At 62.2% G+C, this 26926-nt stretch carries 18 protein-coding genes; 15 read left to right on the plus strand and 3 right to left on the minus strand.

Annotation, left to right across the window (positions count from 1 at the left end; genetic code table 11):
• Positions 1-155: 155 nt before the first annotated feature.
• On the minus strand, positions 156-284 hold the full coding sequence (locus DF196_RS14030; RefSeq protein ID WP_277745262.1) for a hypothetical protein: 129 nt from the start codon (positions 282-284) through the stop codon (positions 156-158).
• A gap of 323 nt (positions 285-607) precedes the next feature.
• Between DF196_RS14030 and DF196_RS03445 the strand changes: the two genes are divergently transcribed.
• From DF196_RS03445 to DF196_RS03455, 3 genes are all read left to right on the plus strand, one after another.
• Entirely contained in the window at positions 608-1648 is a 1041-nt protein-coding gene (locus DF196_RS03445) for a LacI family DNA-binding transcriptional regulator (protein ID WP_109056493.1), read from the plus strand.
• A 107-nt stretch (positions 1649-1755) separates the two neighbouring features.
• Complete coding sequence (locus tag DF196_RS03450) at positions 1756-2589, plus strand: ArsR/SmtB family transcription factor (protein ID WP_109056494.1); 834 nt, start codon at positions 1756-1758, stop codon at positions 2587-2589.
• Positions 2576-3616 carry a DMT family transporter gene (locus tag DF196_RS03455; RefSeq protein WP_158276255.1) on the plus strand — a complete coding sequence of 347 codons (1041 nt, stop codon included), beginning with the start codon at positions 2576-2578 and terminating at the stop codon, positions 3614-3616. The genes DF196_RS03450 and DF196_RS03455 overlap by 14 nt, the downstream gene beginning before the upstream one ends.
• Before the next feature lie 115 nt (positions 3617-3731).
• Here DF196_RS03455 and DF196_RS03460 read toward each other — a convergent pair whose 3' ends face one another.
• Complete coding sequence (locus DF196_RS03460; protein WP_109056496.1) at positions 3732-4343, minus strand: TetR/AcrR family transcriptional regulator; 612 nt, start codon at positions 4341-4343, stop codon at positions 3732-3734.
• 206 nt (positions 4344-4549) lie between these two features.
• Here DF196_RS03460 and DF196_RS03465 point away from each other — a divergent pair, with 206 nt between their 5' ends.
• The 11 genes from DF196_RS03465 (at position 4550) to DF196_RS03515 (ending at position 23904) form a co-directional block, all read left to right on the plus strand.
• On the plus strand, positions 4550-5251 hold the full coding sequence (locus tag DF196_RS03465) for an ABC transporter ATP-binding protein (protein WP_109056497.1): 702 nt from the start codon (positions 4550-4552) through the stop codon (positions 5249-5251).
• A gap of 112 nt (positions 5252-5363) precedes the next feature.
• A complete protein-coding gene (locus DF196_RS03470; RefSeq protein ID WP_109056498.1) occupies positions 5364-8660 on the plus strand; it encodes an ABC transporter permease in 3297 nt (1098 codons plus the stop codon).
• Positions 8661-8742: 82 nt separating this feature from the next.
• Positions 8743-9465, plus strand: a complete 723-nt coding sequence (locus DF196_RS03475; protein WP_146194692.1) for an amidohydrolase family protein — start codon at positions 8743-8745, stop codon at positions 9463-9465.
• Positions 9399-10523: an amidohydrolase family protein gene (locus tag DF196_RS03480; protein ID WP_146194693.1), complete on the plus strand. Its 1125-nt coding sequence runs from the start codon at positions 9399-9401 to the stop codon at positions 10521-10523. Before DF196_RS03475 ends, DF196_RS03480 begins: the two co-directional genes overlap by 67 nt.
• Positions 10524-10823: 300 nt before the next feature.
• Complete coding sequence (locus DF196_RS03485; RefSeq protein ID WP_146194694.1) at positions 10824-11246, plus strand: hypothetical protein; 423 nt, start codon at positions 10824-10826, stop codon at positions 11244-11246.
• A gap of 364 nt (positions 11247-11610) precedes the next feature.
• Positions 11611-16182, plus strand: a complete 4572-nt coding sequence (gene gltB / locus DF196_RS03490; protein WP_109056502.1) for a glutamate synthase large subunit — start codon at positions 11611-11613, stop codon at positions 16180-16182.
• A gap of 1 nt (position 16183) precedes the next feature.
• The gene (locus DF196_RS03495) at positions 16184-17722 is read left to right on the plus strand and encodes a glutamate synthase subunit beta (RefSeq protein WP_109056503.1); all 1539 of its coding nucleotides are present in this window, start codon (positions 16184-16186) and stop codon (positions 17720-17722) included.
• A 456-nt stretch (positions 17723-18178) separates the two neighbouring features.
• Positions 18179-19087, plus strand: a complete 909-nt coding sequence (locus tag DF196_RS03500) for a C39 family peptidase (protein WP_109056504.1) — start codon at positions 18179-18181, stop codon at positions 19085-19087.
• 303 nt (positions 19088-19390) lie between these two features.
• Complete coding sequence (locus tag DF196_RS03505; RefSeq protein ID WP_109056505.1) at positions 19391-21031, plus strand: peptide ABC transporter substrate-binding protein; 1641 nt, start codon at positions 19391-19393, stop codon at positions 21029-21031.
• 319 nt (positions 21032-21350) lie between these two features.
• The gene (locus tag DF196_RS03510) at positions 21351-23300 is read left to right on the plus strand and encodes a DUF5696 domain-containing protein (RefSeq protein WP_109056506.1); all 1950 of its coding nucleotides are present in this window, start codon (positions 21351-21353) and stop codon (positions 23298-23300) included.
• Positions 23301-23439: 139 nt separating this feature from the next.
• Entirely contained in the window at positions 23440-23904 is a 465-nt protein-coding gene (locus DF196_RS03515) for a hypothetical protein (RefSeq protein WP_109056507.1), read from the plus strand.
• 302 nt (positions 23905-24206) lie between these two features.
• Here the strand turns inward: DF196_RS03515 and DF196_RS03520 are convergent, their stop codons facing one another.
• Positions 24207-25265, minus strand: coding sequence for a zinc ribbon domain-containing protein (locus DF196_RS03520; RefSeq protein ID WP_109056508.1), 1059 nt, complete (start codon positions 25263-25265; stop codon positions 24207-24209).
• A 309-nt stretch (positions 25266-25574) separates the two neighbouring features.
• On the opposite strand from DF196_RS03520, the gene glgA reads away from it, so the two are divergent.
• Entirely contained in the window at positions 25575-26825 is a 1251-nt protein-coding gene (gene glgA, locus DF196_RS03525) for a glycogen synthase (protein WP_109056509.1), read from the plus strand.
• The last annotated feature ends 101 nt before the right edge of the window (positions 26826-26926 follow it).

The raw sequence follows: 26926 nt of genomic DNA on the forward strand, positions 1-26926 counted from the left end.
TCGTTGTCCGATATATTCACTTATCGCCGGAATGCGACCCGGCATATTGAATTATCGAATCTTCAGTTGTGTGACCATATCCGGTCGGGGGAGAAACGCCGCTATCTGCGTTCTCGGAGCGCTATTGGAAGCGCTTAGGCAGTGAAAGCCGTGATTCAGCGAGCGTTCTTGTCGACGTCGTTGATGATGTCGGCCATCACCTTGGAGTTGGACAGGCCGGCCTGAGCCATGGAGTTGACACCGTACATAGCGAGACCGCGCAGCATGGAATCCTTGATGGACATAATATGTTCCTTTCGTTGGGTCAAAGCCTTGGGCCTTGAACTTGTTTTTTTGTTTGGTTTCTTTCTGAAACCGGTTTCAGAATAGCGCGATGAATCCCCCTTCGCAAGTTACCGTGCGGTCATCGGCGTTTCGCGCGATATTCCGCCATTCTTACTGTTGCCTCAATCGAACCGGTTCGAGATTGTGTCGCCCCGGTTACGGGGGTGTGAGGGATATGCAGGCGTGCGTCTGGCGGCGATGTCGAAGACCGACTGTCGCCGTTGTGCCGCCATCTTCCTATTGTTGGGAACAGAGATACCAGAGGTGACGCAAAGGGGAGAACATGGCGAAAAGCACGGGGCGCGCACGTCCGGTGATCAAGGACGTGGCCAAACTGGCCGGCGTATCCGCGCCGACGGTCTCCCGCTACCTCAACGGCACCGTGAACGTCACGGAGGACAAACGCCGCCGTATCGCCGAGGCCATCAAGGAACTCGGATACGAGCCGAGCGTGGTGGCCCGCGCCCTGTCCAACCGCGAGATGGACTCGGTGGTGGTCTTCGCCGCCAACCCGGACGCCTTCTCCACCTCCGCCACCAATCACGGCGTAGAGGCCGCCGCCCGCAAACGCAGGTTCCTCGTCACCATCGTCTCGCTGGACGAATCGGACATGGATTCGGTCGAAGCCCGCGTGCGCATGGGATTGGCCGTGCGCCCTGCCGGCGTCATCGTGTACGAATACGGCTGGGCCGGCGTCGAGGCGCTCAAGCGACTGCCCCGAGATATCCCCACGGTGGTGGTGGGCGGCGGCTTCGGCGACGGCGACTACCAGGTCATCAACGCCGAGCGCGACGGCGGCCGTTGGATGACCATGCACCTGCTGGACATGGGGCACAGCACCGTGTTCCATGTGGCCTGGGATAAGGAAACGGGCGATAACTCCCGCACGAACGGCTGGCGTGACGCGCTTGAGGAACGGGGTATCGAAGTTCCGGAGCCGGTTCTGGTCCCGGCCGGCGACCTCAGGAGAGCGGTGGCCGCGGGCAAGGCTTTGGGGCGCCGCAAGGACGTGACCGCCGTGTTCGCCGCCAGCGACGAAATCGCCATCGCGGTGATGAAGGGACTCAGGGAATCCGGCCGCAAGGTCCCGCAGGACGTGAGCGTGGTGGGATTCGACGACATGGACTTCGATGCCATGTGGGAACCGCCACTGACCAGCTACACCCAGAATTTCCACGAGATGGGGGAGCGGGCCTTCCGCATGCTCTACGACCAGGTGCGTGCCAAGCGTGCCGGCCATGAGCCGCCGCAGTCCCAGATCGAGGTGGTCCAGGGCAAGCCGCGCCTGCGCGCGTCCGAAACCTCGCCGCGAACCAGAGCGTGACCGCCAACTGCAGGTACTGGACCGACTTGAAGTCGGCGGTGCGGTCGATACGTATATCTCGTTCATATGCAAGTAACATGGAAACCGTTGATTGGTAACATGCTTTCATGTTTCATGAAAATATGAAATGTCATATGCATGCAGCCGAGATTGACGGTGCCAATGTGCATGCCATGGACAAAGCATCCGCCGGTCGCACGTCTCCGGAACTATCCGCAGCGAATTTCGCCCGCGTGCTAGGTCATCCATTGCGAATTTCAGTGGTTCGCCTGTTGGCCAATCGCGGTTCCATGTCATTTACCTCGTTGATGGAGGCATTGCATGTCTCGCAGGGGTTGCTTGGCAACCATCTTGCACGACTCCTGGATGGAGGCGTTATCGCATGCCAGAAAAGCGGACGAATCAGTTGGTATTCCGTTCCGGATGCCCGCATTGCTGAAGCGGTGGAAAATTTATTTGGCGCGGCTGGTGCCGCTCCGATGAAACCTGCCGGCCCGCCGTCAGGCATGTGCTTCGCGCGACGCTGTACCGATCATGTCGGTGGTCTGCTCGGTGTGCGTCTGCTTGACTGGTTGATTCGCAATCATGTCATCGCCCTCGATGGGAATGACTATCGGGTGATTGGAGCGGCCGGACGATTCGAGCCGCTGCTCGGCGATGTCATGCATATCGGACCGACCTCCAAGAAAATCGCCGTGGGATGTCTGGACACTACGGAAGGGCGCGACCATCTCGGCGGTGTGCTTGGTGCCCGGTTACTTTCTGGCCTGCGCGATCTTGGATGGGCTGAGGAAATTCCGGGAAGTCGTACGTTGATTCTTACATGCCGGGGAGTGCGGCAGCTGAGTGATTTGAATGTCATCGATGCCTCGGAATTCCCGCAACAGGATTTCGGTGATGGCGTCGATGCGGCAACGGAAGGAGCGCATGATGGCCAATGATAATAAAGCCGGCATGCTCATCGGGCGCGCGGCCATGGCCGCGGCATTTGGCGCCGCGGCGTTATGGGCGACCACCGGGATATTCGTACGATGGTTGGATGCCGTCCCCCTGGGAACGTTGATATGGCTCAGATTCGTCCTGTCGTCCGCCGTTGTCGTGCCGGTTACTCTGATTATGGGCCGAAAATCCGTTCGGTCGGCACATGCGCGATTGAATGGCACCATGATGGAGGGGAGTGACGCGGAATCGCATGACGCTTTTGCCGGTCGAAACTTCAGGGGCATGCCGTTGAAGCCGGTCGAAATGGGGCTCGGATGTCTTATGACCGTCTACTATATTCTTGCAACTGCGGGTTTTGCGCTCGGGCCGGTAGCGTTGACTTCGCTGATCGTTGCAATGTCTCCGGCGGTGACGATCATCTGGAAATTGATTGAGCGTGGCCACGTACCCCGCCGCGAGTTGATTGGATTTGCTGTATCCGTTGTCGGCGTCATGGGATATTGCGTCCCGCTGCTGAAAGGCGTGGGACGGTTCGGCCGCACTGCCATCGTCATTGCGGTTGTGGCGGCGATTGGCGCCACATTGGTCAGGGCATTATATTCGATTGCGCTATGGCGTCAAGTTGGTGGTGGGCATGATGTCAATGAGGCATCCGTCAACTGTGTGACGTTTCTGGACGGTGTGATTCTGGCTTTGCCGCTGATGCTGTTCACGCATGTTCATCTTGCGGTTTCCGGGACGCAGCGGTTTCCCGTGTTATCCGGATTTGCGAGCATATGGGCGATGACGGGTGTCATGGTGTTGCTGGTGTTTGCGGCTACGATATTGCCAAATCTCTTGAATACGTGGGCTTCGACTCATCTTGAGCCGACCGCCAACATGATTATCGGTATGGTCACGCCTCCCCTTTCGGGCATACTTGGATGGTTGTTGTTGGATGAGACGCTCACGATCATGCAGATTATCGGCATGATAATCACCCTGCTTGGAGTGGTGGTATGCAATACCACATCTCATCCGGAGTAATGCCGGATTGGATACGAAAAAGGGATGTGACAATGTTTACTGATGCAGTGGTCTGGCGTGCTCTCTCATTGGTTGCGGCATAGAATAGGTTTCCTGCTCTCATCTTTGGAAACGGTCACCACAGCACGTCGATGGGTGCCGTGGTCTTGTTGGTCTCGATGATGCGGCAGATCTGCTCGGGCGTCTCCTTGCAGCCGCGGCGGATCCACAGCCAGATGATCGAGGAGACGGCGGAGACCAGGATCTCCATCGCATAGTCGGCGGGGATGCCGTTGTAGTTGGTCTTCGGTTCAGCGCCGAAACGCTGCGCCTGCGCAATGATGAGACGCTTGAGCACCGCCTTAAGCCGGTCGTAGAGCTGCATGTCGTTGCCGGAATGGGAGATCGCGTCGAAGAACGCGAAGTCGTCCTTGACATAGTGCAGCGCCTTGGCGATGGAATCCTCCTTGAAGGCGTCGCAGATGGCCCTGCCATCGGACGTCACCGATTGGCCGCCCTCGTCGGAGTTGTCGATGAGAATCCGCGTGAGGTCGTCGATGGTGTCGTCGATGAGCTGTTGGCGCAGGTCGAACTTGTCGATGTAATGCATGTAGAACGTGCCGCGGTTGATACCGGCCGTGCGGGCGATGTCGCTCACGGTCATGGCGTCGAAGCCCTTGGACTGCGCCAGCGTGGTGAATGCCGCCTTGATCTTGGCTTCCGTCTTGGTGTTGCGCTTGCCGGCCATGTGATCCTCCTTTGCGTCATGCCTCCATCATCATATCAACACGTTGTCGATTTAAAAGCCGAATCACCACTTTCCGCGACAATGTCCAAATTGAACGATTCCGGCGAATGTGGTCATTGACCCCCGTTTTCACATGGCTTTACGATGCAGATAAATCAACACGTTGTTTATTCAAAGTCGTATCACAGGGGAGCGGACGCACCGACATGGCATACATCGAAATGGCTCACAGCTTCAAGCGCTACCACATGGGAAGCACCACCATCACGGCCAACAACGACGTGAGCTTCGGCATCGAGAAGGGCGAACTGGCCATCATCCTCGGCGCGTCCGGCGCCGGCAAATCCACCGTGCTCAACATCCTGGGCGGCATGGACACGAACAGCGAGGGCCAGGTCATCATCGACGGCAAGGACATCTCGAACTACACCGCCCGCCAGCTCACCGACTACCGTCGCTACGACATCGGCTTCGTCTTCCAGTTCTACAACCTCGTGGCCAACCTCACCGCCAAGGAGAACGTCGAACTCGCCTCGGAAATCGTGAAGGACGCGCAGGATCCGGTTCAGACGCTCATCGATGTGGGATTGAAAGACCGCATCGACAACTTCCCGGCCCAGCTGTCCGGCGGCGAACAGCAGCGCGTGGCCATTGCGCGAGCGGTCGCCAAGAACCCGAAGATCCTGCTGTGTGACGAACCTACCGGCGCGCTCGACTACAACACCGGCAAACAGGTGCTCCAGATTTTGCAGGACCAAAGCCGCAAAAAGGGCGCGACCGTGGTCATCGTGACCCACAACTCCGCCATCGCCCCTATCGCCGACCGTGTGATCCACATGCACGACGCGCGCGTCAAATCCATCGAGGTCAACGAGCATCCAATGGACATCAAGGACCTGGAGTGGTGAGCATGAACGATTCCCGCCGATGCAACAATCCATGCAAGTTCCACAAGCCTCGCAAGCCGCGTAGACCGAAACGGTCGAGCCGGCCGGAACAGGCAAAAGGAAAGTGATCGTGATGCGCAAACGCATGCTCTGGAAGGACATCCGCACCACCCTGGCCAAAACCAAGGGCCGGTTCCTTTCCATCGTGAGCCTGATGACCCTGGGCTCGTTCGCGCTCGTGGGCCTGTTCGTCACCGGCCCGGACATGCAGATCACCGGCACCGAGTATTACCACGGCAACAACCTGGCCGATGTGACCGTGATCAGCGATTACGGCCTGACCCGGGGCGACGAACGCATCATCCGCGAAACCGAAGGCGTCAGGGACGCCGAATTCGGCTACTTCAAGGACGTCGCCATCCGCGGCAGCGAGCACAGCCTGCGCGTCTTCTCCACGCCGCGGACCGTATCCACCTACGAGGTGGTGGAAGGTCGACTGCCGCGCGCGAACAATGAGATCGCGCTCGATTCGAAGGAACGCGACAAATTCGCCGAAGGCAGCACCATCAAAATCGACGAGCGTCCGGACATCGCCGGCGACACGGTGTTGAAGCGCAAGGAATTCACCGTGGTGGGCTTCGTGAATTCGGTCGAAGCCATCTCCAACCTCAACATGGGCCAGTCCACGGCCGGCACCGGTGAACTCGACGGCTACGCGGTGGTGAACCCGGACGTCTTCGATTCACAGGTGACCATGATTGGCCGCGTCACCTTCACCGACACCCACGACGTCGACTACTGGACCGTCACCTACCGCGACCGCGTGCAACGGCACAAGAACACGCTCACCAAACGACTCGCCAACCAGCCCGAGGCGCGCGCCGCCTCCATTAAGGAGGACCGCCGCAAGCAGATCGACAAGGCACAGCGGCAGGTGGACGACGCCAAACAGCAGCTCGCGGACGCCGAACAGCAACTTACGGACGCCAAAACCCAAATCGAGGACGGCAAGGACCAGATCGCATCCAGCTCCGCCGAAGCCGCGAACCAGGCAGCCTCAGCCATCGCCGAACTCTCCGGCGCATTGGCGCAGATCGCCTCCGCCGGCTCCACCATCACCTCCGCCCAGACCCAGCTGGCGGCCGCCGCCCAACGGCTGGCGCAAGGCCAGGGCCAGCTCGACTCCTCATGGCAGCAGCTTGTCCAGGCCAAAACCCAACTCGACCAGGCGCGGGCCATACTCGACGCCGTCAAACCGGTGCTCGACAAAACCGGCCGATTGCTGAACCTGTGGGAAAGCACCGGTCTGACCGGTCCGCTGTACCGCAATCTCGCCGACAAATACGCGCAGGCCCTCGACGCCTACAACGAGGCCGTGGCCGAATACAACAACGCATTGGCCCAATACCAGAACGGTCTGCAGCAATGGCAGGACGGCGCTGCGAAACTCGAACAGGGCAGCGAGGAATACCAGAAGAACGCGGCGGCGCTCGCGGACGCCGGCAGGCAACTTGCCTCCAAGCAGACCGAACTCGGACAGGCCGTCTCCCAGTCGGCCGGCAGTGCGTCGGGCGGCGCCTCGCAACTCATCGAAGGCCAACGCCAGATCGAGAAGGCCGAAGACGAGTACGAGGCCAAAAAGCAGGAATACGAGGACGCCAAGCCCGAGGCCGAACGGAAGATCAAGGATGCGGAACACGACATCCGGCTCGCCCGCGAAAAAGTGGATTCGCTCGAAGTGCCGGCCTACTCCATCGACGGCCGCCGCGAGGGCCTGACCTCCGAAGGCTACCGGGTGTACGAGATCATCGCCGGAATCGTCAAGAAACTCGCCGTGATCTTCCCCGTGTTCCTCTACTTCGTGGCCGCACTCGTCACCTTCACCACCATGGGCCGCATGGTGGACGAGGAACGCACCAACTCCGGCACACTGAAGGCGCTCGGCTACCGTGACACCGACGTGCTGAAGAAATTCACATTCTACGGGTTCACCGCCTCCACGCTGGGCACGCTCATCGGCGTCGCGGCCGGCCACACGCTGCTGCCGCTCATCGTGAACCACGCCTACAGCACCGGCTTCACCGTGCCGCGCATCGCGCTCGCCTTCCATCCCGTGATCACGGCGGTGGCGTTCGTGGCGGCCTGGGTCAGCGCCGTGGTACCGGCCACGTTGGCCGCCGCCCGCGAATTGCGCGAGAAGCCGGCCGCGCTATTGTTGCCGAAACCGCCGGCCAAAGGCTCGAAGATCTTCCTCGAACGGATCAAACCCCTGTGGAACAGACTCAACTTCACCCGCAAAGTGACCGCCCGCAACCTGTTCCGCTACAAATCACGCGGCTTCATGACCATCTTCGGCGTAGCCGGCGCGGTGTCGCTGCTGACCGCCGGACTCGGCGTACAGGCGTCCATCGGACAGATCGGCGAGCGCCAGTTCGGCGAACTCATCCACTACGACCTGATCGTGGCCGAAAACGCCGACAACAACGACGAGCAGCATGAGACCGTGGCCGAGGCGATGAAGCCGTCCGCCGTGAGCGAATCCATGCCGATTCGTTACGAGGAGCTCACCAGGACGGCCGGCAAGGAGGGGGACAAGCAGTCCATCACCCTGCTGGTGACCGACGACGCCTACAATTTCGGCGATTACATCACCCTGCGCTCGCGGCCCGGCCATACGCCGCAGGTGATCACCGACCGCGGCGCCATCATCTCCGAACGCATGGCGGACATGCTGGACGCGAATGTGGGGGACCGGATCACCGTCACCGATCCGGACGGCGCCGAACGCACCGTGCGCGTGGACGGCGTCACCGAAATGTACATCGGCCATTTCATGATCATGTCCTCGGGCGGATACGAGCGCATGTTCGGGGCGGACTACCGGTCGAACGCCTACCTGGTGCGGCTCAAGGATTCCGGCGTCGCCAACGCCGAGAAGCAGGGCGCGCGGTTCATGACCACCGACGGGGTCAGGGGAGTGGTGCAGAACACCACGATGAAGAACCAGGTGGCCACGATCGTGGACTCGCTCGACCAGATCATGGAAGTGCTGATCCTTGTGGCCGGACTGCTCGCCGTGGTGATCCTCTACAACCTCACCAATCTCAACGTCTCCGAACGTATCCGCGAGCTGTCCACCATCAAGGTGCTCGGCTTCCACACGAACGAGACCACGATGTACATCTACCGCGAAACCATCATGCTTTCGGCCATTGGCATCCTCGGAGGCTATGCGTTCGGCGCGGGGCTCCACCGGTACATCATCACCGAAGTGCCGCCGGACGAGGTCATGTTCGATCCGGCCTTGGGCTGGCTCGCGTTCGCGGCGCCGCTCGTGCTTGTGGTGGCGGTGCTCGCGGCCCTCGGCTGGGTGATCTACCGGCAGCTCAAGAACGTGGACATGCTCGCCGCGCTCAAATCTGTGGAATGAGTGGGCCGGGCGGGACGGAATCGGGATCGATGGTACCGTCGCGTCCTAGCCGGTTCCCGGCAGGCGTGGGCGATTGCTGACCATGACGACAAATCAATATGACCATTACGACAATCAGGAGAACGCTGTGAGATATCTCAGCAAAATCGATTTCCAATCGCATTATCTGCCGCCGGCATACCTGGATTTCCTCAAGCGGCATTACCCCGGCGACCCTGACGGATATCCGACGCCGGACTACTGGACCATGGACTGGCAGCGCGACAAGATGCGACTGCTGGGCGTCGCCTACGCTCATCTCATGCTCTCCTCGCCCAACATCTGGCTGCCGGATGCCGGGGAATGCCTCGACCTGGCCCGTCGCATCAACGACCAAGGCGCCGGCATGGCGGCGGAGGATCCCGCGCATTTCGGACTGATTGCCACACTCCCGTTGCCGTATGAACGCGAATCCATAGTTGAGGCCAGGCGGGCGTTGGACGAGCTGCATGCGGACGGGGTCGGCCTGACCACCAATCATCACGGATGCTATCTGGGTGACCCGCGACTTGACGGACTGATGCGCGAACTCGATGCGCGCGGGGCCCTGGCGATCATCCATCCCACGGCCCCGGCCGTACTCGTGCCCGACGTCTGCGAGGGACTGTCCCTGCCAGCGTTCGAATACTTCGTGGAGACCACGCGCGCGTTCACCAACATGGTGATGCACGATACGTTCGTCAGGTTCCCGAACATCAGATGGGTGCTGCCGCACGCGGCGCGTTCACTTCGGTGCTCGCCGACCGGTTCGAGAGCTTCGCGCTGATTCTGCGCATGAACGACCCCGATCGCCGTGCGGACTTCAAGGAGGCCATGGCCCACGTGTATTTCGACGTCGCCGGATTCAGCGAACCCAAGCAACTCGCCGACCTGCTGCTCGATGTCCCCGAATCGCATCTGCTCTATGGTTCGGACACGCCTTACACGCCCATCGAGGCGTGTCTTGGCCAGGCCCGGGCGCTGGAGGAGACCGACAAGCTCACCGATGTGCAGAAGATGGCGTTGTTCACCGGCAACGCTTTGGCCGTTAATCCCCGACTGGCTTCGATTCCGGCGTTCGCGCAGGCCGTGCATGAGCCGGTGGCGGCTGCCGGGGATGAAGGCGCCGGGGTCATTCATGTTCATACCCAATCGGCTGAGGAGGCCGGCGGCGCCACGCAATCAGGGCGTCGGCACTGGACGGCGCGCCTTTGGCGCCGGCTGTTCCCCAAGCGCCATGTGACGATGCCGGTGCCCGTGCCGCCGAAGGACGCGCATCGGGCCGTGGCTCGCACCATCGCCGAAGAGAAGGCGTTGCGGTTCGACCTGGATCCCGCGGACGATCCGAGACTCGCCGACCGATACGTCGTGCACCTTGCGTCACCCGTCGGCGAGGTCGTCATCCCGGTAATCGTGGTGTTCGATGATGCCGACAGAACGACCTTCCACGGCAAGGCAAAGGTGATGGGTCTCGTCGCCGCGTATCGCGATGGGCGCTGCAAGAGTCGGGGAGTGGGAGCCGGGGATGTGAATGAGCCGGAGGAGATGAGGGATATGACGGGGACGGGCGCCGGGGTCTCCGGGGCCGGGGATGTCGGGGTTCCTGCGCGTGACGAGGTTACTTCAGTCGCTTCGGCTACTGACGTCACTTCAGTCGCCGACGTCACTTCGGCCACCGAGGCGGAGTACGTCTTCGATATCCGCGTGCGACTGCCCTTCGGCCCGTTGGCGGTGCATCTTGACGTGACGGTGGACGAGCGCTCCGGCTCGGTCCGCGGTATCGCGACCGCTCCCCATCGCAAGCCCATGACGCTCACCGGACAGCGGATCGGGGCGTCCGCATAGCTGATTGTGGGATTCGGGTGTGCGTCGGTATGAGCCTCGGGGATGCCGCGTGGGGTGAGTGATTCGTTTTTATCAGGTTGCTCACCCTTTCGTTTGTACTGGTGAAGTTCAGGAATGATAGGTAGATATTGCGTTTCTGGACACGTCCCTGTCCGGTTCCGTCCGGATTGGTCGAACGGCGCATTTCCGAATCATGGCCTCGAAAGGGCTTCCGGTCGGTTCATAGCCTGGAATCGGCATGAAATGGCTCGTGTCGGTAAAATTTTACCGGGCTTCCGGAACGCGGTTACCATGGCATCCATGACTCGAACAAACGTTCTAGGATTGGAGGGTGTCATGGGATTGAAGCGGGTCTTTCGCAGGTGCAAGCATTCCACGCTGGCGGATACGTCGGGTTCGTATACGGTGGTGGCGGCGCGTATCCGCGCGGCCGAGACGAGCCGTTGCCCCGAGTGCGAGGCCGAACGCGCGCTGGGTCATGACGTGCCGCGGTTCGTGCCCTTGTGGGACGAGGAGGGCCGTGCGGTCGAGGCGGACCATATCCGTCGCCGGGTGTTGCGGCAGGCGTGTGTGCTGGTCGTGCATGCACCGCAGGACGAACTGCCGTTGTATGACCGGCTGATTGAGCGGATCCGTTCGCTTGGTGATGTGGAGTGGTGGCTGGATCATCGGGATGATGCGCTCGTCTATCTTGCACACACGATCCAGCCCGGACTGTACTGAGAGTCCGGGGGAGTGCGGGCCTGTGAGAAGTCGTTGTGGCATATTTCATGTGCGTTGTATGTTGCCGATGCGGCTTTGTATGAAAAATCACACTGCGGGCATATCCGATACGGGTGTGAGGCCGCATCCACCGGTACCTGGGGTCCGACACCCGATAGCGCTGCTCCTACGGACAATGGGCGGTCTGATCCCAGCTGGGAGAGCCCAATCGGAAAATCGGTTACGATTGGGTATTGACTTTTTCCGCAACTCGGTATATGGACAGCGAAACGTAAAAGACATACCGCGACGCTACGCTGTCAACAGCAACTTAGAGGAAGAGGCACGTTTGTGAGCGCGCCCATAACCAATTGAGGTGATTTCGGTGACATTCAAAGCCCCGCTTGATCTCACGGTCCATGCTCCGGATGGCATGTACGACCCCTCCAACGAGCATGACGCCTGTGGTGTGGGTATGGTCACCACCCTGAACAAGCGACCCGAACGCAAGATCGTCACCGACGCCATCGAGGTGCTGGTCAACCTCGACCACCGTGGTGCCGTGGGTGCCGAGGAGAACACGGGCGACGGCGCCGGCATCCTGATGAGCATGCCGGACGAGTTCATGCGCGCCACTGTTCCGGCCGATCTGCCGGAAGCCGGCCACTACGCCGCCGGCATCGCGTTCCTCGACCGCGACATCGAGACCTCCGGCCAGCAGGAACAGGCCATCGCCAACATCGTGCGCGAGGAGGGCCTCGAAGTGCTCGCCTGGCGCGTGGTGCCCACCAACCCGGACGGTCTTGGCCTGCAGGCGCTCGCCGCCATGCCCGGCTTCAAGACCCTTGTGGTGGCCTCCCCGGACGGCTCTCTCGGCGGCCTCGAACTCGACCGTAAGACCTTCCGCATCCGCAAGCGCGTGGAGCATGAGGTGGGCGTCTACTTCGCCTCCCTGTCCGCCCGTACCATCACGTACAAGGGCATGCTCACCACCATGCAGCTCACCCACTTCTTCGAGGACCTGAACGACGAGCGCATGAAGGCCACCGTGGCCATCGTCCACTCCCGCTTCTCCACCAACACGTTCCCGAGCTGGCCGCTGGCCCAGCCGTTCCGACTGCTGGCCCACAACGGCGAAATCAACACCATCCAGGGCAACCGCAACTGGCTGTCCGCCCGTGAGGGTCGCCTGAGCTCCGAACTGCTCGGCGAGTTCAAGCCGCTGCTGCCGATCACTACTCCGGGATACTCCGACTCCGGCACCTTCGACGAGTGCCTCGAACTGCTGCATCTCGCCGGCCGTTCCCTGCCGCACGCCATCTGCATGATGCTGCCGCCGGCCTGGGAGAAGAACCCGGACCTCGACCCGGACGTGCGCGCCTTCTACGAGTACAACAACACGCTCATCGAGCCGTGGGACGGCCCGGCCGACATCGTCTTCACCGACGGCACCCAGGTGGGCGCCCTGCTCGACCGTAACGGCTTCCGCCCCGGCCGTTGGCAGCTCACCGACGACGGCTACATCGTGCTGGCCTCCGAGGCCGGTGTGATCCCGGAGATCGCCCAGGAACACATCGTGTCCAAGGGCCGTCTGGAGCCCGGCAAGATGTTCCTCGTGGACACCGCCGAAGGCCGCATCATCCCGGACGAGGAGATTAAGAAGAACCTCGCCTCCCAGCACCCCTACCGCAAGTGGGTCGAAGGCAACTCCGTGGAGCTCAACGACTTGCCCAAGCGCGAGCACGTCAACCACTCCGGCCAGTCCGTCCAGCGCCGCCAGCGTGCCTTCGGCTACACCGAGGAGGACCTGAAGCTCCTGCTCACCCCGATGGCCAACACCGGCAAGGAGCCGTTGGGCTCCATGGGCAACGACACCCCGCTGCCGGCCCTGTCCAGCCGCAGCCGCATGCTCTTCGACTACTTCACCCAGAAGTTCGCGCAGGTCACTAACCCGCCGCTGGACTGGGAGCGTGAGGAGATCGTCACCTCCCTCGAATCCGCCATCGGCCCCGAGCCGAACCTGCTGGCCGATTCCGAGCTGCACGCCAAGAAGATCCTCATCCCGCTGCCCGTGGTCAACTCCGACGAGATGGCCCAGCTCAAGCGCCTCGACCGCGCCCGCGTGCTCGGCGACTACTACCGTCCGTACGTGGTCAAGGGCCTCTACCAGGTCGCCGGCGGCGGCAAGGCCCTGAAGGAGCGACTCGACGAGATCTTCGCCGAGGTGGACGAGGCCATCGAGAACGGCAAGAACTTCCTCGTGCTCTCCGACCGCGACTCCAACCACACGTGGGGTCCGATCCCGTCCCTGCTGCTCACCTCCGCCGTGCAGCATCACCTGCTGCGCCGCCACACCCGCACCCAGATCTCGATGGTCGTGGAGGCTGGCGACGTGCGCGAGATCCACCACGTGGCACTGCTCATCGCCTATGGTGCCGCCTGCGTGAACCCGTACCTGGCGTTCGAATCCGTGGAGAACCTGGCTCGCACCGGCTATCTCAAGGTCGACGCGGACACCGCCGTGAAGAACCTCACCAAGGCCCTCTCCACCGGCGTGCTCAAGATTATGTCCAAGATGGGCGTCTCCACCATCATGAGCTACCGTGGCGCCCAGCTGTTCGAGGCTGTGGGCCTCAACCAGCAGGTCGTGGACGAATACTTCACCGGCACCACATCCCGCGTGGGTGGCGTGGGCCTCGACGAGATTGCCGAGGAGGTGGCCATCCGCCATCGTGTGGCCTATCCGAACCAGTGGACCGCGGCCCCGCACCGCAACCTGCGCACCGGCGGCGACTATAAGTGGCGTCGTACCGGCGAGGACCACCTCAACGACCCGGAGGCCATCTTCCTGCTCCAGCAGTCGACCCAGCGCGGCGACTACCAGATGTTCAAGAAGTACTCGCACCACATCAACGACACGTCGAACCGACTCATGACCCTGCGTGGCCTGATGAAGTTCAACTCCAACCGCAAGCCCATCGACATCTCCGAGGTCGAGCCGGCCAGCGAGATCGTCAAGCGCTTCTCCACCGGTGCCATGAGCTACGGCTCCATCTCCCAGGAGGCCCACGAGACGCTCGCCCTGGCCATGAACTCCATCGGCGCGCGCTCCAACTCCGGTGAGGGCGGCGAGTCCGAGGACCGCATCAACGACCCGCAGCGCTACAGCCGCATCAAGCAGATCGCATCCGCCCGCTTCGGCGTGACCTCCGATTACCTGGTGCACGCCACCGACCTGCAGATTAAGCTCGCCCAAGGCGCCAAGCCTGGCGAGGGTGGCCACCTGCCCGGCGCCAAGGTTCCGCCGTGGATCGCCAAGGTCCGCCACGCCACCCCGGGCGTGGAGCTCATCTCCCCGCCGCCGCACCACGACATCTACTCCATCGAGGATCTCAAGCAGCTAATCAACGATGCGAAGATGGCGAACCCGAAGGCCCGCATCCACGTCAAGCTCGTCTCCGAGTTCGGCGTGGGCACCATCGCGGCCGGCGTGGCCAAGTGCCATGCCGACGTGGTGCTCATCTCCGGCTACGACGGCGGTACGGGCGCGGCCCCGCTCAACGCCATCAAGCACGCCGGCACCCCGTGGGAGATCGGCCTGTCCGAGACCCAGCAGACGCTGATCCTCAACGGCCTGCGCTCCCGCATCGTCGTCCAGTGCGACGGAGAGCTCAAGACCGGCCGTGACGTGGTCATCGCCGCACTGCTCGGCGCCGAGGAATTCGGCTTCGCCACCGCGGCGCTGATCGTCGAAGGCTGCGTCATGATGCGCGCCTGCCAGAAGAACACCTGCCCGCAGGGCATCGCCACCCAGGATCCGGAATTGCGCGCCCGCTTCCGCGGCAAGCCCGAGCACGTGGTCAACTTCTTCATGTTCATCGCTGAGGAAGTGCGCGAGATCCTCGCCCAGCTCGGCTTTAAGACGCTCGAGGAGGCCATCGGCCATGTCGAGTGCCTGGACCAGAACGAGGCCATCAAGCGCTGGAAGTCCGACGGCATCGATCTGACGAACGTGCTCAAGCAGGCCGGCCCGGTGCCGGGCACCATCCTGCACCAGACCATCGAGCAGAACCACGAGCTGGATAAGGCGCTGGACAACAAGCTCATCGAGCTCGCCCAGCCCGCGCTCGACCACAAGGAACCCGTGCGCATCGAAATGCCGATCCGCAACGTCAACCGCACGGTCGGCACCATGGTCGGCTACGAGATCACCCGCCGCTACGGCGAGGAGGGCCTGCCGGACGACACCATCGACATGACCCTGCACGGTTCCGGCGGCCAGTCCATCGGCGCGTTCATCCCGCGCGGCGAGACCCTGCGCATCTACGGCGAAGTCAACGACTACGCCGGCAAGGGCCTGTCCGGCGGCCGCATGATCGTGCGCCCCGAGGACAACGTCACCTTCGACAAGCACGAGAACGTCATCGCCGGTAACGTGACCGGCTTCGGCGCCACCTCCGGCCAGATGTTCGTGGCCGGACGCGCGGGCGAACGCTTCGCCGTGCGCAACTCCGGTGCCACGTTCGTGGTGGAAGGCGTGGGCGACCACGGCTGCGAGTACATGACCGGCGGCACCGTGGTGGTGCTCGGCCCCACCGGCCGTAACTTCGGTGCGGGCTTCTCCGGCGGCAACACCTACGTGCTCGACCTCGACATGAAGAAGGTCAACCCGGGTGCCATCAAGTCCGGTGCGCTGCTCTTCAAGTCCCTGGACGCCGATACCGCCAAGCTGGTGTATGGCCTGATCAAGCAGCACGCGGAGGAGACCGGATCCCAGTTCGCCGCCGCCCTGCTCGAGGACTGGTCCAATACGGTCAAGCGTTTCACGCACGTGGTGCCGAAGCAGTACCTGGCCATGACCAAGGCCATGGAAGACGCCAAGGCCAACAACATCGATTTCAATTCGCCCGGAGCCTGGGAAGAGGTTTACGAGCACGTTACGGAAGGAGTGCGCTGACATGGGCGACCCGAGAGGATTCCTGAAGGTCCGTACCCGCCGCGAGCTGGCCGAACGCCCCATCGAGGAACGTATCAAGGACTGGTTCGACGTGCACGCCGAGTCCGGCCTGCAGCCTTGGACCAAGGAGCAGGCGGCCCGCTGCATGGACTGCGGCACCCCGTTCTGTATGACCGGCTGCCCGCTGGGCAACGTCATCCCGGAGTTCAACGACCTGGTGCGCCAGGGCAAGTGGGAGGATGCGTACAACCGTCTGTCGCAGACCTCCAACTTCCCGGAGTTCACCGGCCGCATCTGCCCGGCCCTGTGCGAGCAGGCCTGCGTGCTTGGCATCCACCAGCCGCCGACCATGATCAAGAACGATGAGGTCACCATCATCGACCAGGCTTGGGATCTTGGTTACGTCAAGCCCCTGCCGCCGCAGCGTCTGACCGACCAGACCGTGGCCGTGGTGGGTTCCGGCCCTGCCGGCCTCGCCGCCGCCCAGCAGCTCACGCGCGCCGGCCACACCGTGGTCGTCTACGAGAAGGACGACGCCATCGGCGGTCTCATGCGCTACGGCATCCCGAACTTCAAGCTCGAGAAGGGCCTGATCGACCGTCGCGTCAAGCAGATGGAGGCCGAAGGCACCCGATTCTACACAAACGTCGAGATCGGCAAGGACATCTCCTGGGACGACCTGCGTGATCGCTACGACGCCGTCGTGGTGGCCATCGGCTCCCGCGTGCCGCGCGACATGAAGATCCCCGGCCGCGAGCTCGACGGCATCCACTTCGCCCTCGACTTCCTGCCGGACGCCACCCGTCGCGTCTTCGGCGTCAAGCCTGTCAATGACATCACCGCCAAGGACAAGCACGTCATCGTCATCGGCGGTGGCGACACCGGTTCCGACTGCCTCGGCACCTCCATCCGCCAGGGCGCGAAGGACGTGACCGTGCTGCAGATCATGCCGAAGGAACCCGAGACCCGCCCGGCCAACCAGCCGTGGCCGACCTTTGCCCGCACCTACCAGAAGACCACATCCATGGCTGAGGGCGGTACCTACCTGTACAACACCGACTCCGTGAACTTCATCGGTTCCGAGGAGGAGCAGGCCAAGGTCAAGATCGAGAACTCCACCACCGCCGAAGGCTTCGTGGCGGACGAGCACGGTCACGTGACCGGCCTCAAGGTGGTTTCCGTGGCTCCCGGCGAGAATGGTCCGTTCACCCGTCAGCCCGGCACCGAGCGTGTGCTGCCCGCCGACCTGGTGCTCATCTCCGTGGGCTTCCTGCACCCGGACACCACCACGCTGCTCGACCAGCTGCCCGTGGAACTGGACAAGCGCGGCAACATCGCCCGCAATGACAACTTCGCCACCAGCCAGGATGGCGTGTTCGTGTGCGGCGACGCCGGCCGCGGCCAGAGTCTCGTGGTCTGGGCCATCGCCGAAGGCCGCTCCTGCGCTGCAGCCGTGGACGAGTACCTCTCCAGCGAGAAGACCAGCGAGCTGCCCGCCCCGATCAAGGCCAGCGACCGCCCGATGATGCTGCCCCGCTGATACGGTTCTCCGTTCCGGTTCTGCATCTTCCTGTTAGCTCCCCTTCCTTCCGGAAGGGGAGCTTTTGTTTAGCCTTGTCAAGATTGACATGCCCTTTATTCTTGGCCTCCTTGTCAGAAGAGCTTGCAGCGAAGCCGACTGAGGGTAGCCCCCATCGGATTCGTGTCAAATCTTGGTTTAACAGAGCTTTTTCAGGCCATCCTCGGCTCTCCTTGTCAGAGGAGCTGCTCGCTGGAAGCGGTCTAGGGGTAATAGGCGTACGGCCCTCAACCGCAGAAGGGCAGCGTCACCTGAAACCGACACTATGTATGCGGCCGGACCATGCAGCCGCATACATAGTGTCACTTTTGCGTTCCTAACCGTCACTATGTATGCGGGACCTTCGTTCGGCCGCATACATAGTGAGGTTTTGCATGTGCGCACGGTACTATGGATTCATAGGAAAGGCGGCACGCAATGAAGCGCACGCGAACAGCCATACTGGCTTCCATCACCGTTCTCGCCGTACTGCTCGGAACCATCGCACTGATGTGGAGCATGGACCGGATTCCGCTGTTCTCCGCAGCCAACTCCAGCGGCAACCGGTCCGTCCAATCGCAGGAAATCACGCCCGGCGAAGACCAATCCGAAATGAAACGTGCCGTCCCCGAATCCGCGGTACTGCATGACCCCAAGGAACTCGCCGGCCTCAACGCAGGCGTGGACGACACCTATCCCGGCGACGAATGGTCCTGCAAGGCGGCAGGCGAGGAAGCCGACTCCCTGCCTGAATGCGCGGACAAGGTAAACCGGACCGAGACAAACAACACCGGCCGCGTGATCCTCGACGTGCCGCAGCGTGTGCAGGAAACCGGCTATTGGTGCGTGCCGGGCGCCCTGCAGATGGTGCTGGCGTACAAGGGGATAGACGCGAGCCAAACCACGCTGGCCGAACGCATGAACACCAAGCCGGTGACCGGCACGGAATACGTGGATCTGGCGCGCGTGGCCAACGCCTACCTGTTCGGTGAGGAGACAGCGACGCCTTCCGGAGCGGGGTATCGTGTGCAGACCATCGCCATAGGGGATAGGGACCCGTCCGTCGCGCAGACGTTCGCCGATCGGGTGAAGGCCGATCTCGCCGACGACTATCCGGTGTTCGCCGCCGTGGACGTCCACGTGCTCTACCCATGGTTCGGCCACGGCAACCATGTGGTGGTCGTCATGGGCTACGACACGGATGAGACCGGAACCATCACGCAATACCACATCCTCGACCCGTCCTACAACATGCAGGATCCCGTCCATGCGGGCCATAAGGTCGTGGATGCAGCCACCATGATGAGCGCCATCGTGGATAACGAGGAACCCGCCTACATATGGTGAGGCAACCAACCAGTTTGGCTCTGTTAAATCGGAATTAGCATGGTCGATATTCCTAACCTCCCCCATTAGGAAAGCTAGCTGCGGAGTCACCTGAGGAGAGGAAACCAATCGGATCCATACCAGTCTCGATTGAACGAAGTCTTAGCCTTGCATACGTTTGACCTTCGTCTCGCCCGATACGACCATCCACCGCGCCACACCGCGTGCGTCTGTATTTCGGGAATCTGCATACATAGTTAACAAACGGCTCCTAAAGTATCTGCCCGTTGTCAAAAGACGGCACATCTACTTTGGGAGAGGTTCATGAAGAATCGTCACATCACGACGCTGGTCGCGGCGGGCGCCGCGCTCGTCATGCTGCTCAGCGGTTGCGGATCGACCGGCACATCCAACAACGCCGGCAGCACCGCAGGCTCCAACATCATTTCCGTGTACGGCAGCGAGCCGGCACACCCGCTGTTCCCCGGCGCGGTCACCGAGGCCGGCGGCGGCAAGGTGGTCGACCAGCTGTTCGCCGGCCTGGTCACCTACGACGCCAAGGGCGGCATCCACAACGAGGTCGCCGACAGCATCACTTCCAGCGACAACGCCACCCACTACGTCATCAAGATCAAGAAGGGCTGGAAGTTCACCGACGGCACGCCGGTGACCGCGCACTCCTTCGTGGACGCCTGGAACTACACGGCCAACAGCGCCAACAAGCAGGGTAGCGCCAGCTTCTTCAGCACCATCGAAGGCTACGACGACCTGCAGAAGTCGGACGTGGACCCGAGCGCCACGCTCTCCGGCCTCAAGGTCGTGGACGACTACACCATCGATGTGAAGCTGAGCCAGCCCGATTCGGCGTTCCCGGTCAAGGCCGGCAGCCACGCCTACATGCCGCTGCCGGAATCCGCGTTCAAGGATCCGAAGAAGTACGGCGAGAACCCGGTGGGCAACGGCCCGTACAAGTTCGTCTCCTGGACGCACAACCGCAGCATCAAGATGGTCAAGAACCCCGATTACAAGGGCAACCGCGTCGCCAAGAACGACGGCCTTGACTTCATGATCTACACGTCGCCCGATTCCGCCTACGCCGATCTGCGTGGCGGCAACCTCGACTTCACGCACGCGATCCCCGCCACCGCGTTGAAGACCTTCCAGTCGGACAAGACCATCAAGGCCTACAACCAGCCCGGTGGTAACACGCTCACCTTCACCATCCCCGAGTGGCTCGACCACTTCGGTCAAAACGAAGAGGGCAACCTGCGTCGCCAGGCCATCTCCATGTCCATCGACCGCAAGACCATCGCCGAGAAGATCTTCAACAACACCTCCACCCCGGCCGTGGACTTCCTGGCGGCGCCGATCAGCGCCTACTCCAAGAACCTCAAGGGCAACGAGGTGCTCAAGTACAATCCCACCAAGGCCAAGGAGCTGTGGGCCAAGGCCAACGCTATCTCCCCGTGGAGCGGCGACTTCAAGATCGCCTACAACGCCGACGGCAACGCCAAGGGCTGGGTCGAGGCCGTGTGCAATTACGTCAAGAACACGCTCGGCATCAAGGCCGAAGGCGCCCCGATGTCCACCTCCGACGAGTTCCTGTCCAACGTGGACTCCGGCAAGATGACCACCGCCTACCGCAGCGGCTGGGGCCCCGACTACCCGTCCGCCGACAACTACCTGGTGCAGCTGTACGCCTCCAGCTCCGCCGACGGCAAGGGTGCGAACTCCGGCAACTACAAGAACCCCGAGTTCGACGCGCTCATGGACAAGGCCCTCTCCGCGCCCTCCACCGAGGAAGCGGACAAGTACTACCAGCAGGGCGAGGAGATCCTGCTGCAGGACCTGCCGGCCATCCCGCTGTGGAACCAGAACGCCACCGCAGTGAGCACCACCAACGTCTCCGGAGTCGAATTCGACTACGGCGGCGGCCCGGTGTTCACCGAACTGACCAAGAAGTGATGATGCGATATCGGTGATATCGCTGATATCGCAGCGACGTTCGTTGTGTCTCGTCCGCCGGTGTCGGTCGGATACAGTCCGGTCCGGTACCATGGATGAGGCTTGAGACGAACGTCCGTCGACGCCCGCCGGCCATGTGTGACCGGCGGGCGTTTTGCCGTGAATCGGCCCGTATGTGAACCGTACGATTCGCATGGATCGCATGATTCGTACGGGTCGACTCGCGTCAGGCATCGTGGACCACATCGTACTTATCAGGACAATGACGCCCCGGACAGGGGAGTCGAGAACACAGAACAAACAGGAGCACAAACACATCATGGAATTCACCGCAGCCGGCACCACCGTGCGATTCGATGAGCGGACAGGGCAGTTCGCGTTCCAACGCGACGGCGCCGAGTGGAACACCGTCATCGATGATGGACCCCGCGGCACCGAGGCCTCCGCCGGCACTGAGACCATCAGCGCCCAGCCACGACTGGAAACCAGGCAAGGCACATTCGCGTTCACGGACGCCGCCGCCATCACGCATGAGAACCGCGAAACCGGCACCGGCGTTGGCGTGCGCAGCGTGTACACCGGCTTCGGCCACAGTGCCTACTCGTTCGCCACCTACGTGTGGATCGAACGTGCCTCCGGCGACGTGCTGTTCGAATGGATCCCACTCAACGAAAGCGGACTGGACGTCACCAAGGTGGTCTGGCCCGCCGAGATGGCGTTCGACCGCGCCGAAAGCCACGACGTGACCCTCATCACCCATGAGCAGGGTGTGATGATCCCCAACACCTGGCCCACGCCGGTGGCCACCAAGGACATCGCCTTTGAGGGTCGTTTCGAGACCGCCGGCGGCTACATGCCTTGGTTCGCCCAGCTACGCGCGGACGGCCACGCCTACATCGCCATCTGCGAGACCCCGTGGAACGCCGGCTACGGCATCGACCATCCCGCGGACGGCCCTTACACGCACGTCGGCACCTGGTTCGATCCGAGCCTGGGCACGATGGACTACCGCCGCGTGGTGCGTTACCGCTTCCTCAACCACGCCGACCACAACACCGTCTGCAAGTCCTACCGCTCCTACGTCAACGAGCGCGGCCGTCTGCGCACCCTTGCCGAAAAGGCCGCGCGCAACCCCTCCGTGCGTGACCTCATCGGCCGTTCCTGGGTGCACGTGGGCATCAAGACCAAGGTGCAGCCGGATTCCTACTACTACGACAATGACCACCCGGAGAAGAACGGGTCGCTGGTCACCTTCGCGCAGCGCGTCAAGCAGATGCGCACGTTGCATGAGATGGGTGCCGGTCGTCTGTACATGCATCTGGACGGCTGGGCGCAGCCCGGATACGACAACGAGCACCCCGACTACCTGCCCGCATGCCAGGAGGCCGGCGGCTGGGAAGGCATGAAGGAGCTGGTCGACACCTGCCACGAGCAGGGCGACATCTTCGGTACGCACGACCAGTACCGCGACTACTACTTCACCGCGAAGACCTTCGACACGAACAACGCCATCCGTCTGGCGGACGGCACCATGCCCGAGCATGCTCGCTGGGCCGGCGGACACCAGACCTACCTGTGCGCCGAACTCGCTCCTGACTACGTGCGCCGCAATTTCGCCGAGATTGCCGCGCACGGCATCGAGCTCGACTGCGCGTACCTGGACGTGTTCACCTGCAACGAAGGCGATGAATGCTCCAACCCCGAGCATCGCATGACCCGCCGCGAATGCTACGAGCGCCGCGCCGAATGCTTCGAATACCTACTCTCGCACGGTATTCTCTCCTCCTCCGAGGAGGTCTCCGACTGGGCCGTGCCGAGCCTCGTGTTCTGCCATTACGCGCCCTACGACTTCCAGATGCGTTCCCCGGACGCGCCGCGCCAGGGCGTTCCGGTGCCGCTGTACAACCTCGTCTACCACGACTGCGTCATCGAACCGTGGATGATGGACCGCGTGGTGGATGGCGACGACTACATGCTATACGCCCTGCTCAACGGCGGCGCCCCGTACCTCATCCGTGACGCCGCGTACATCGGCGTGGACGGCGACATGGACGCCGAACAGCGCGCCCGTACCGAAAACGAGATCGAACGCTGCCATGAGGTCGCCGCATTCCATGAGAAGGTGGGCATGCAGGAACTGGTGCGCCACGAATTCGTCGATGGCGACCCGCTGGTCCAGCGTTCCGTGTTCGCCGGAGGCGCGTCGGTCACCTGCGACTTCCACACGCAGACCTACCACATCGACGGTATTGATGGCATCGACGACTGAGCGTGATTCACCGGGGGAGCGCGGCACCCTCGTTCATGCCGCGCATTCCCCGACCATACGCGCGTGGATATCGTGCGTATGGTCGGCGGCAAGCGAGTAATATAGCCAACAGTGTCATCGTTGAAACAGGAGTAGTGAGATGCCAAATCGTGCAGAACGTCGTGCCCAGGCCAAGGCCAACCGCAAGGGTATTCCGTCCCAGTATGATTCCACCCGCGGCCGCGGCCGTGCGGGCATGATCGACGAATACCAACTACAGGAGCGTTCCCGTCGTCTGCAGGACGGCGAGTCCCTGGGCCCGTGGAAGCCGAGCGCCGTGGTGGAGTCCGAGCCGGAGACCGTGCTGAACACCAACCCGGATTACACGAATCCGAAGATGTTCAAGGCGCCGCACTCCGTGCGTCAGTGGTTCCGCGTGGGCAGCTGGACGCTCATCGCGCTGGCCATCATCGCGTTCTTCGTGGTCATGTGGCTGCCGAGCCACCCGATGTGGCTTATCGCCACTGTGTCCGGCGTGTTCATCGTGGGTGTGGTGAGCCTGTTCTTCACCGCTGGCGATTCCAAGCACAACCCGAACCTGGACCAGAACGGCACCGCCGTCTGATTTCGGTTTGCCGCCGCTGCGATATTGCTTGAGGGGTCGGTGATTGCTTTTCTGTTTGGAAGGCAATCACCGACCCCTCAAGCGTTGGGAACGGTTGTTGTGGGCTCCACACAATGTGGCTCCGGCATGGTTATGCGCGCACGGTATGGCAAAACTCGCACGGTGTGGTCCTTCGCGTCCGTCCAGGCACCACAGATTGGCGGAATAAAGCCATTTCTCATCGCCGCACCGTGTGGTTTTCGCCACACCGTGCGCGATTTACCACATCGTGCGCAAAGTGTGGCTCGGGACCAAGTGCTCATTTACTGGAGAAAGTGCAGTGTCGGAGGCATGGATTCGGTCAGCGGATCGCCGGCGGCTCGATCGGTATTGGGATAGGTGATTTCTACGGCAGCGATTTTCGCGTCGGTCACGATTTCGCGGATGTAATAGATGGTGTCGTCCTTTTCATAGCTCAGATACACGGATTGGCCGGCCACCAGTTCGAATGCCGGATCAGCGCCGGCGTTTTCCTTGAGGAAGTCTAATTCGTCCTGCGGCGAATGGAACAGGGCGTTGTTCTGCCCCCAGACGGCGATCTGCACACCCGAATCGGGGTCGGAGAACTTCACTCCATCACCGTTGTCCGATTCTGGGCCGCGGTTATAGCTTGCCGGAACGTTCACGGCATAGGCGAAGCGCCCGTTGGAGTACGTGGCGGTGCCGGTGTCCGTGCTCTTCTTATCCTTGCTGTTTTTCGTTTCCGATTGACTGTCAGACTTCTTCTTCGTGTCAGTCGAATCCCTGGCATCGGTCTTGGTCTTGGACTTGGATTTGCCGGACTGCTTGGTGCCGCTGTCTGATGATGAAGTATCGGACTTGCCGCCATTCGCGGAAGCCGAAGTCGTGACGGTATTCGACTGTTCGTGGCCAAGATGACCGCTGCCGTACGCGACGATGCCGACGATGCACAGCACCACCGCGATGATGGCGGCGATGAGCACGACGATGACGATTTGGGACTTCACCGTCTTGCTTGACGTCGGTGATCCGGATGAGGACGCCGGAATCGACGTGGACGGCCGTTGCCGTGCGTCGCTCACGCCGGGCTCCTGATAGTTCCGCTGACGATAGTCCTGTTGCGCGTAGGTTGCGGGGACGGCCGAGCCGGACGCCTGTGCGGGCGTGGTCGGGCGTGCAGGCGCGGTGGGAGGCAACGGTACCGGGCCGACCGGAATAGGGGAGGTGGGGATGCCGTCGGATGGCGTGCCGTCACGCAGCGTCCTGTCGGTCAACGTCCTACCGTTGTCCTGAAATGCGCCGCATTCCTGGCAGAACGTATCGCCGGGCTGCAACGGCGCACCGCAATGCAGACAGTTCATGACCTGCTCCCTTCCTGCGTTTAGCTCCCACATTACACATGCGCTTACACAGGGAGTGTGCCGGGTATTTCCCTGTTGCGGGACGGAGTTCACGCAGCGGGGACCGGACCATGATGAATGGGATCCCATGAACCGGCTCCAGTGGAACCGTTCGGATGCCGGATGGGCCATGGATTGGTCCTCGGAAGCCAGCAGCAGTCGTGGCGTTTTATGCAAAACGCACGTCCGAGGTTGTGCGTTTTGCCGTATGCGGTGTTTTAAAGTAGGAGGTGCTTGATTACTGACGCACGCACGAAGGAGAGCAGGCAGATGAAAGTTGATATTTTGACCCGTGAATACCCGCCGAAGGTCTACGGCGGCGCAGGCGTCCACGCCGAGGAGCTGTCCAAGGTACTCGCCGAACGCATCGACGTGACCGTGCGCGCGTTCGACGGCAAGCGCACCGAAGCGGACATCCCCGCCATCCCGCATGCGGACGAGGCCAAGGGCAGCCTGAAGGTCGTGGGCTACGACGTGCCGGCCGAGCTGTCCGACGCGAACCCCGCGCTGAAGACCTTCGGCGTGGACCTGCAGATCGCCAACGATGTCGACGCCGACATCATCCACGCCCACACCTGGTATGCCTGCCTGGCCGGCTACCTGGCCAAGATGCTGCACGGCACCCCGCTGGTCATCACCGCCCACAGCCTGGAGCCGTTCCGCCCGTGGAAGCGTGAACAGCTCGGCGGCGGCTACAACCTGAGCTCCTGGGCCGAGAAGGACGCCTATGAGCACGCCGACCGCGTGATCGCTGTCTCCGGCGGTATGAAGAAGGACATCCTCGCCGCCTACCCGAGCCTTGACCCGGACAAGGTGGTCGTGGTCTACAACGGCATCACCATGTCCGAATTCGCCACCCCCGCCGACGACGATCCGGGCTGGAAGGTCTTCGAGCGCTACAACATCGACCGTTCCAAGCCCACCCTGCTGTTCGTGGGCCGCATCACCCGTCAGAAGGGCCTGCCGTACCTGTTGAAGGCCCTGCACTTCGTGGATCCGGGCGTCCAGATCGTGCTGTGCGCCGGCGCGCCGGACACCCCGGAGATCATGGAGGAGGTCAAGACTTCCTTCGCCGAGCTGGACAAGGAGCGCGGCAACATCATCTGGATCGAGGAGATGCTGCCGAAGAACGAGCTGAGCGCCCTCGAGCACGGCTGCGACGCCTTCATCTGCCCGTCCATCTACGAGCCGCTGGGCATCGTGAACCTTGAGGCTATGGCCTGTGGGCTGCCCGTGGTCGCTTCCGCGACCGGCGGCATCCCCGAGGTCGTGGTGGATGGCGAGACCGGCTTCCTGGTGCCGATCGACCAGCTGCACGACGGCACCGGCACCCCCACCGACCCGGACAAGTTCGTGCACGACATGGCCGACGCCATCAACAAGATCATGGCCGACCCCGAACTGCGCAAGAAGATGGGTCAGGCCGGCTACGAGCGTGCCCGTGACGTGTTCAGCTGGGAGTCCATCGCCGACGAAACCGTCAAGGTCTACCAGTCCGTCCTCGACGAGCAGAAGAAGTAAGTCCCGGTAGTTTCACGGATAACGACGGCTCCCCTCAGTCGCTCACGCGACAGCTCCCCTCAGTGAGGGGAGCCGGTTTTTATGCATAGACATTGGCTCCC

Source organism: Bifidobacterium callitrichidarum (assembly GCF_003129905.1).
Classification (GTDB): domain Bacteria; phylum Actinomycetota; class Actinomycetes; order Actinomycetales; family Bifidobacteriaceae; genus Bifidobacterium; species Bifidobacterium callitrichidarum.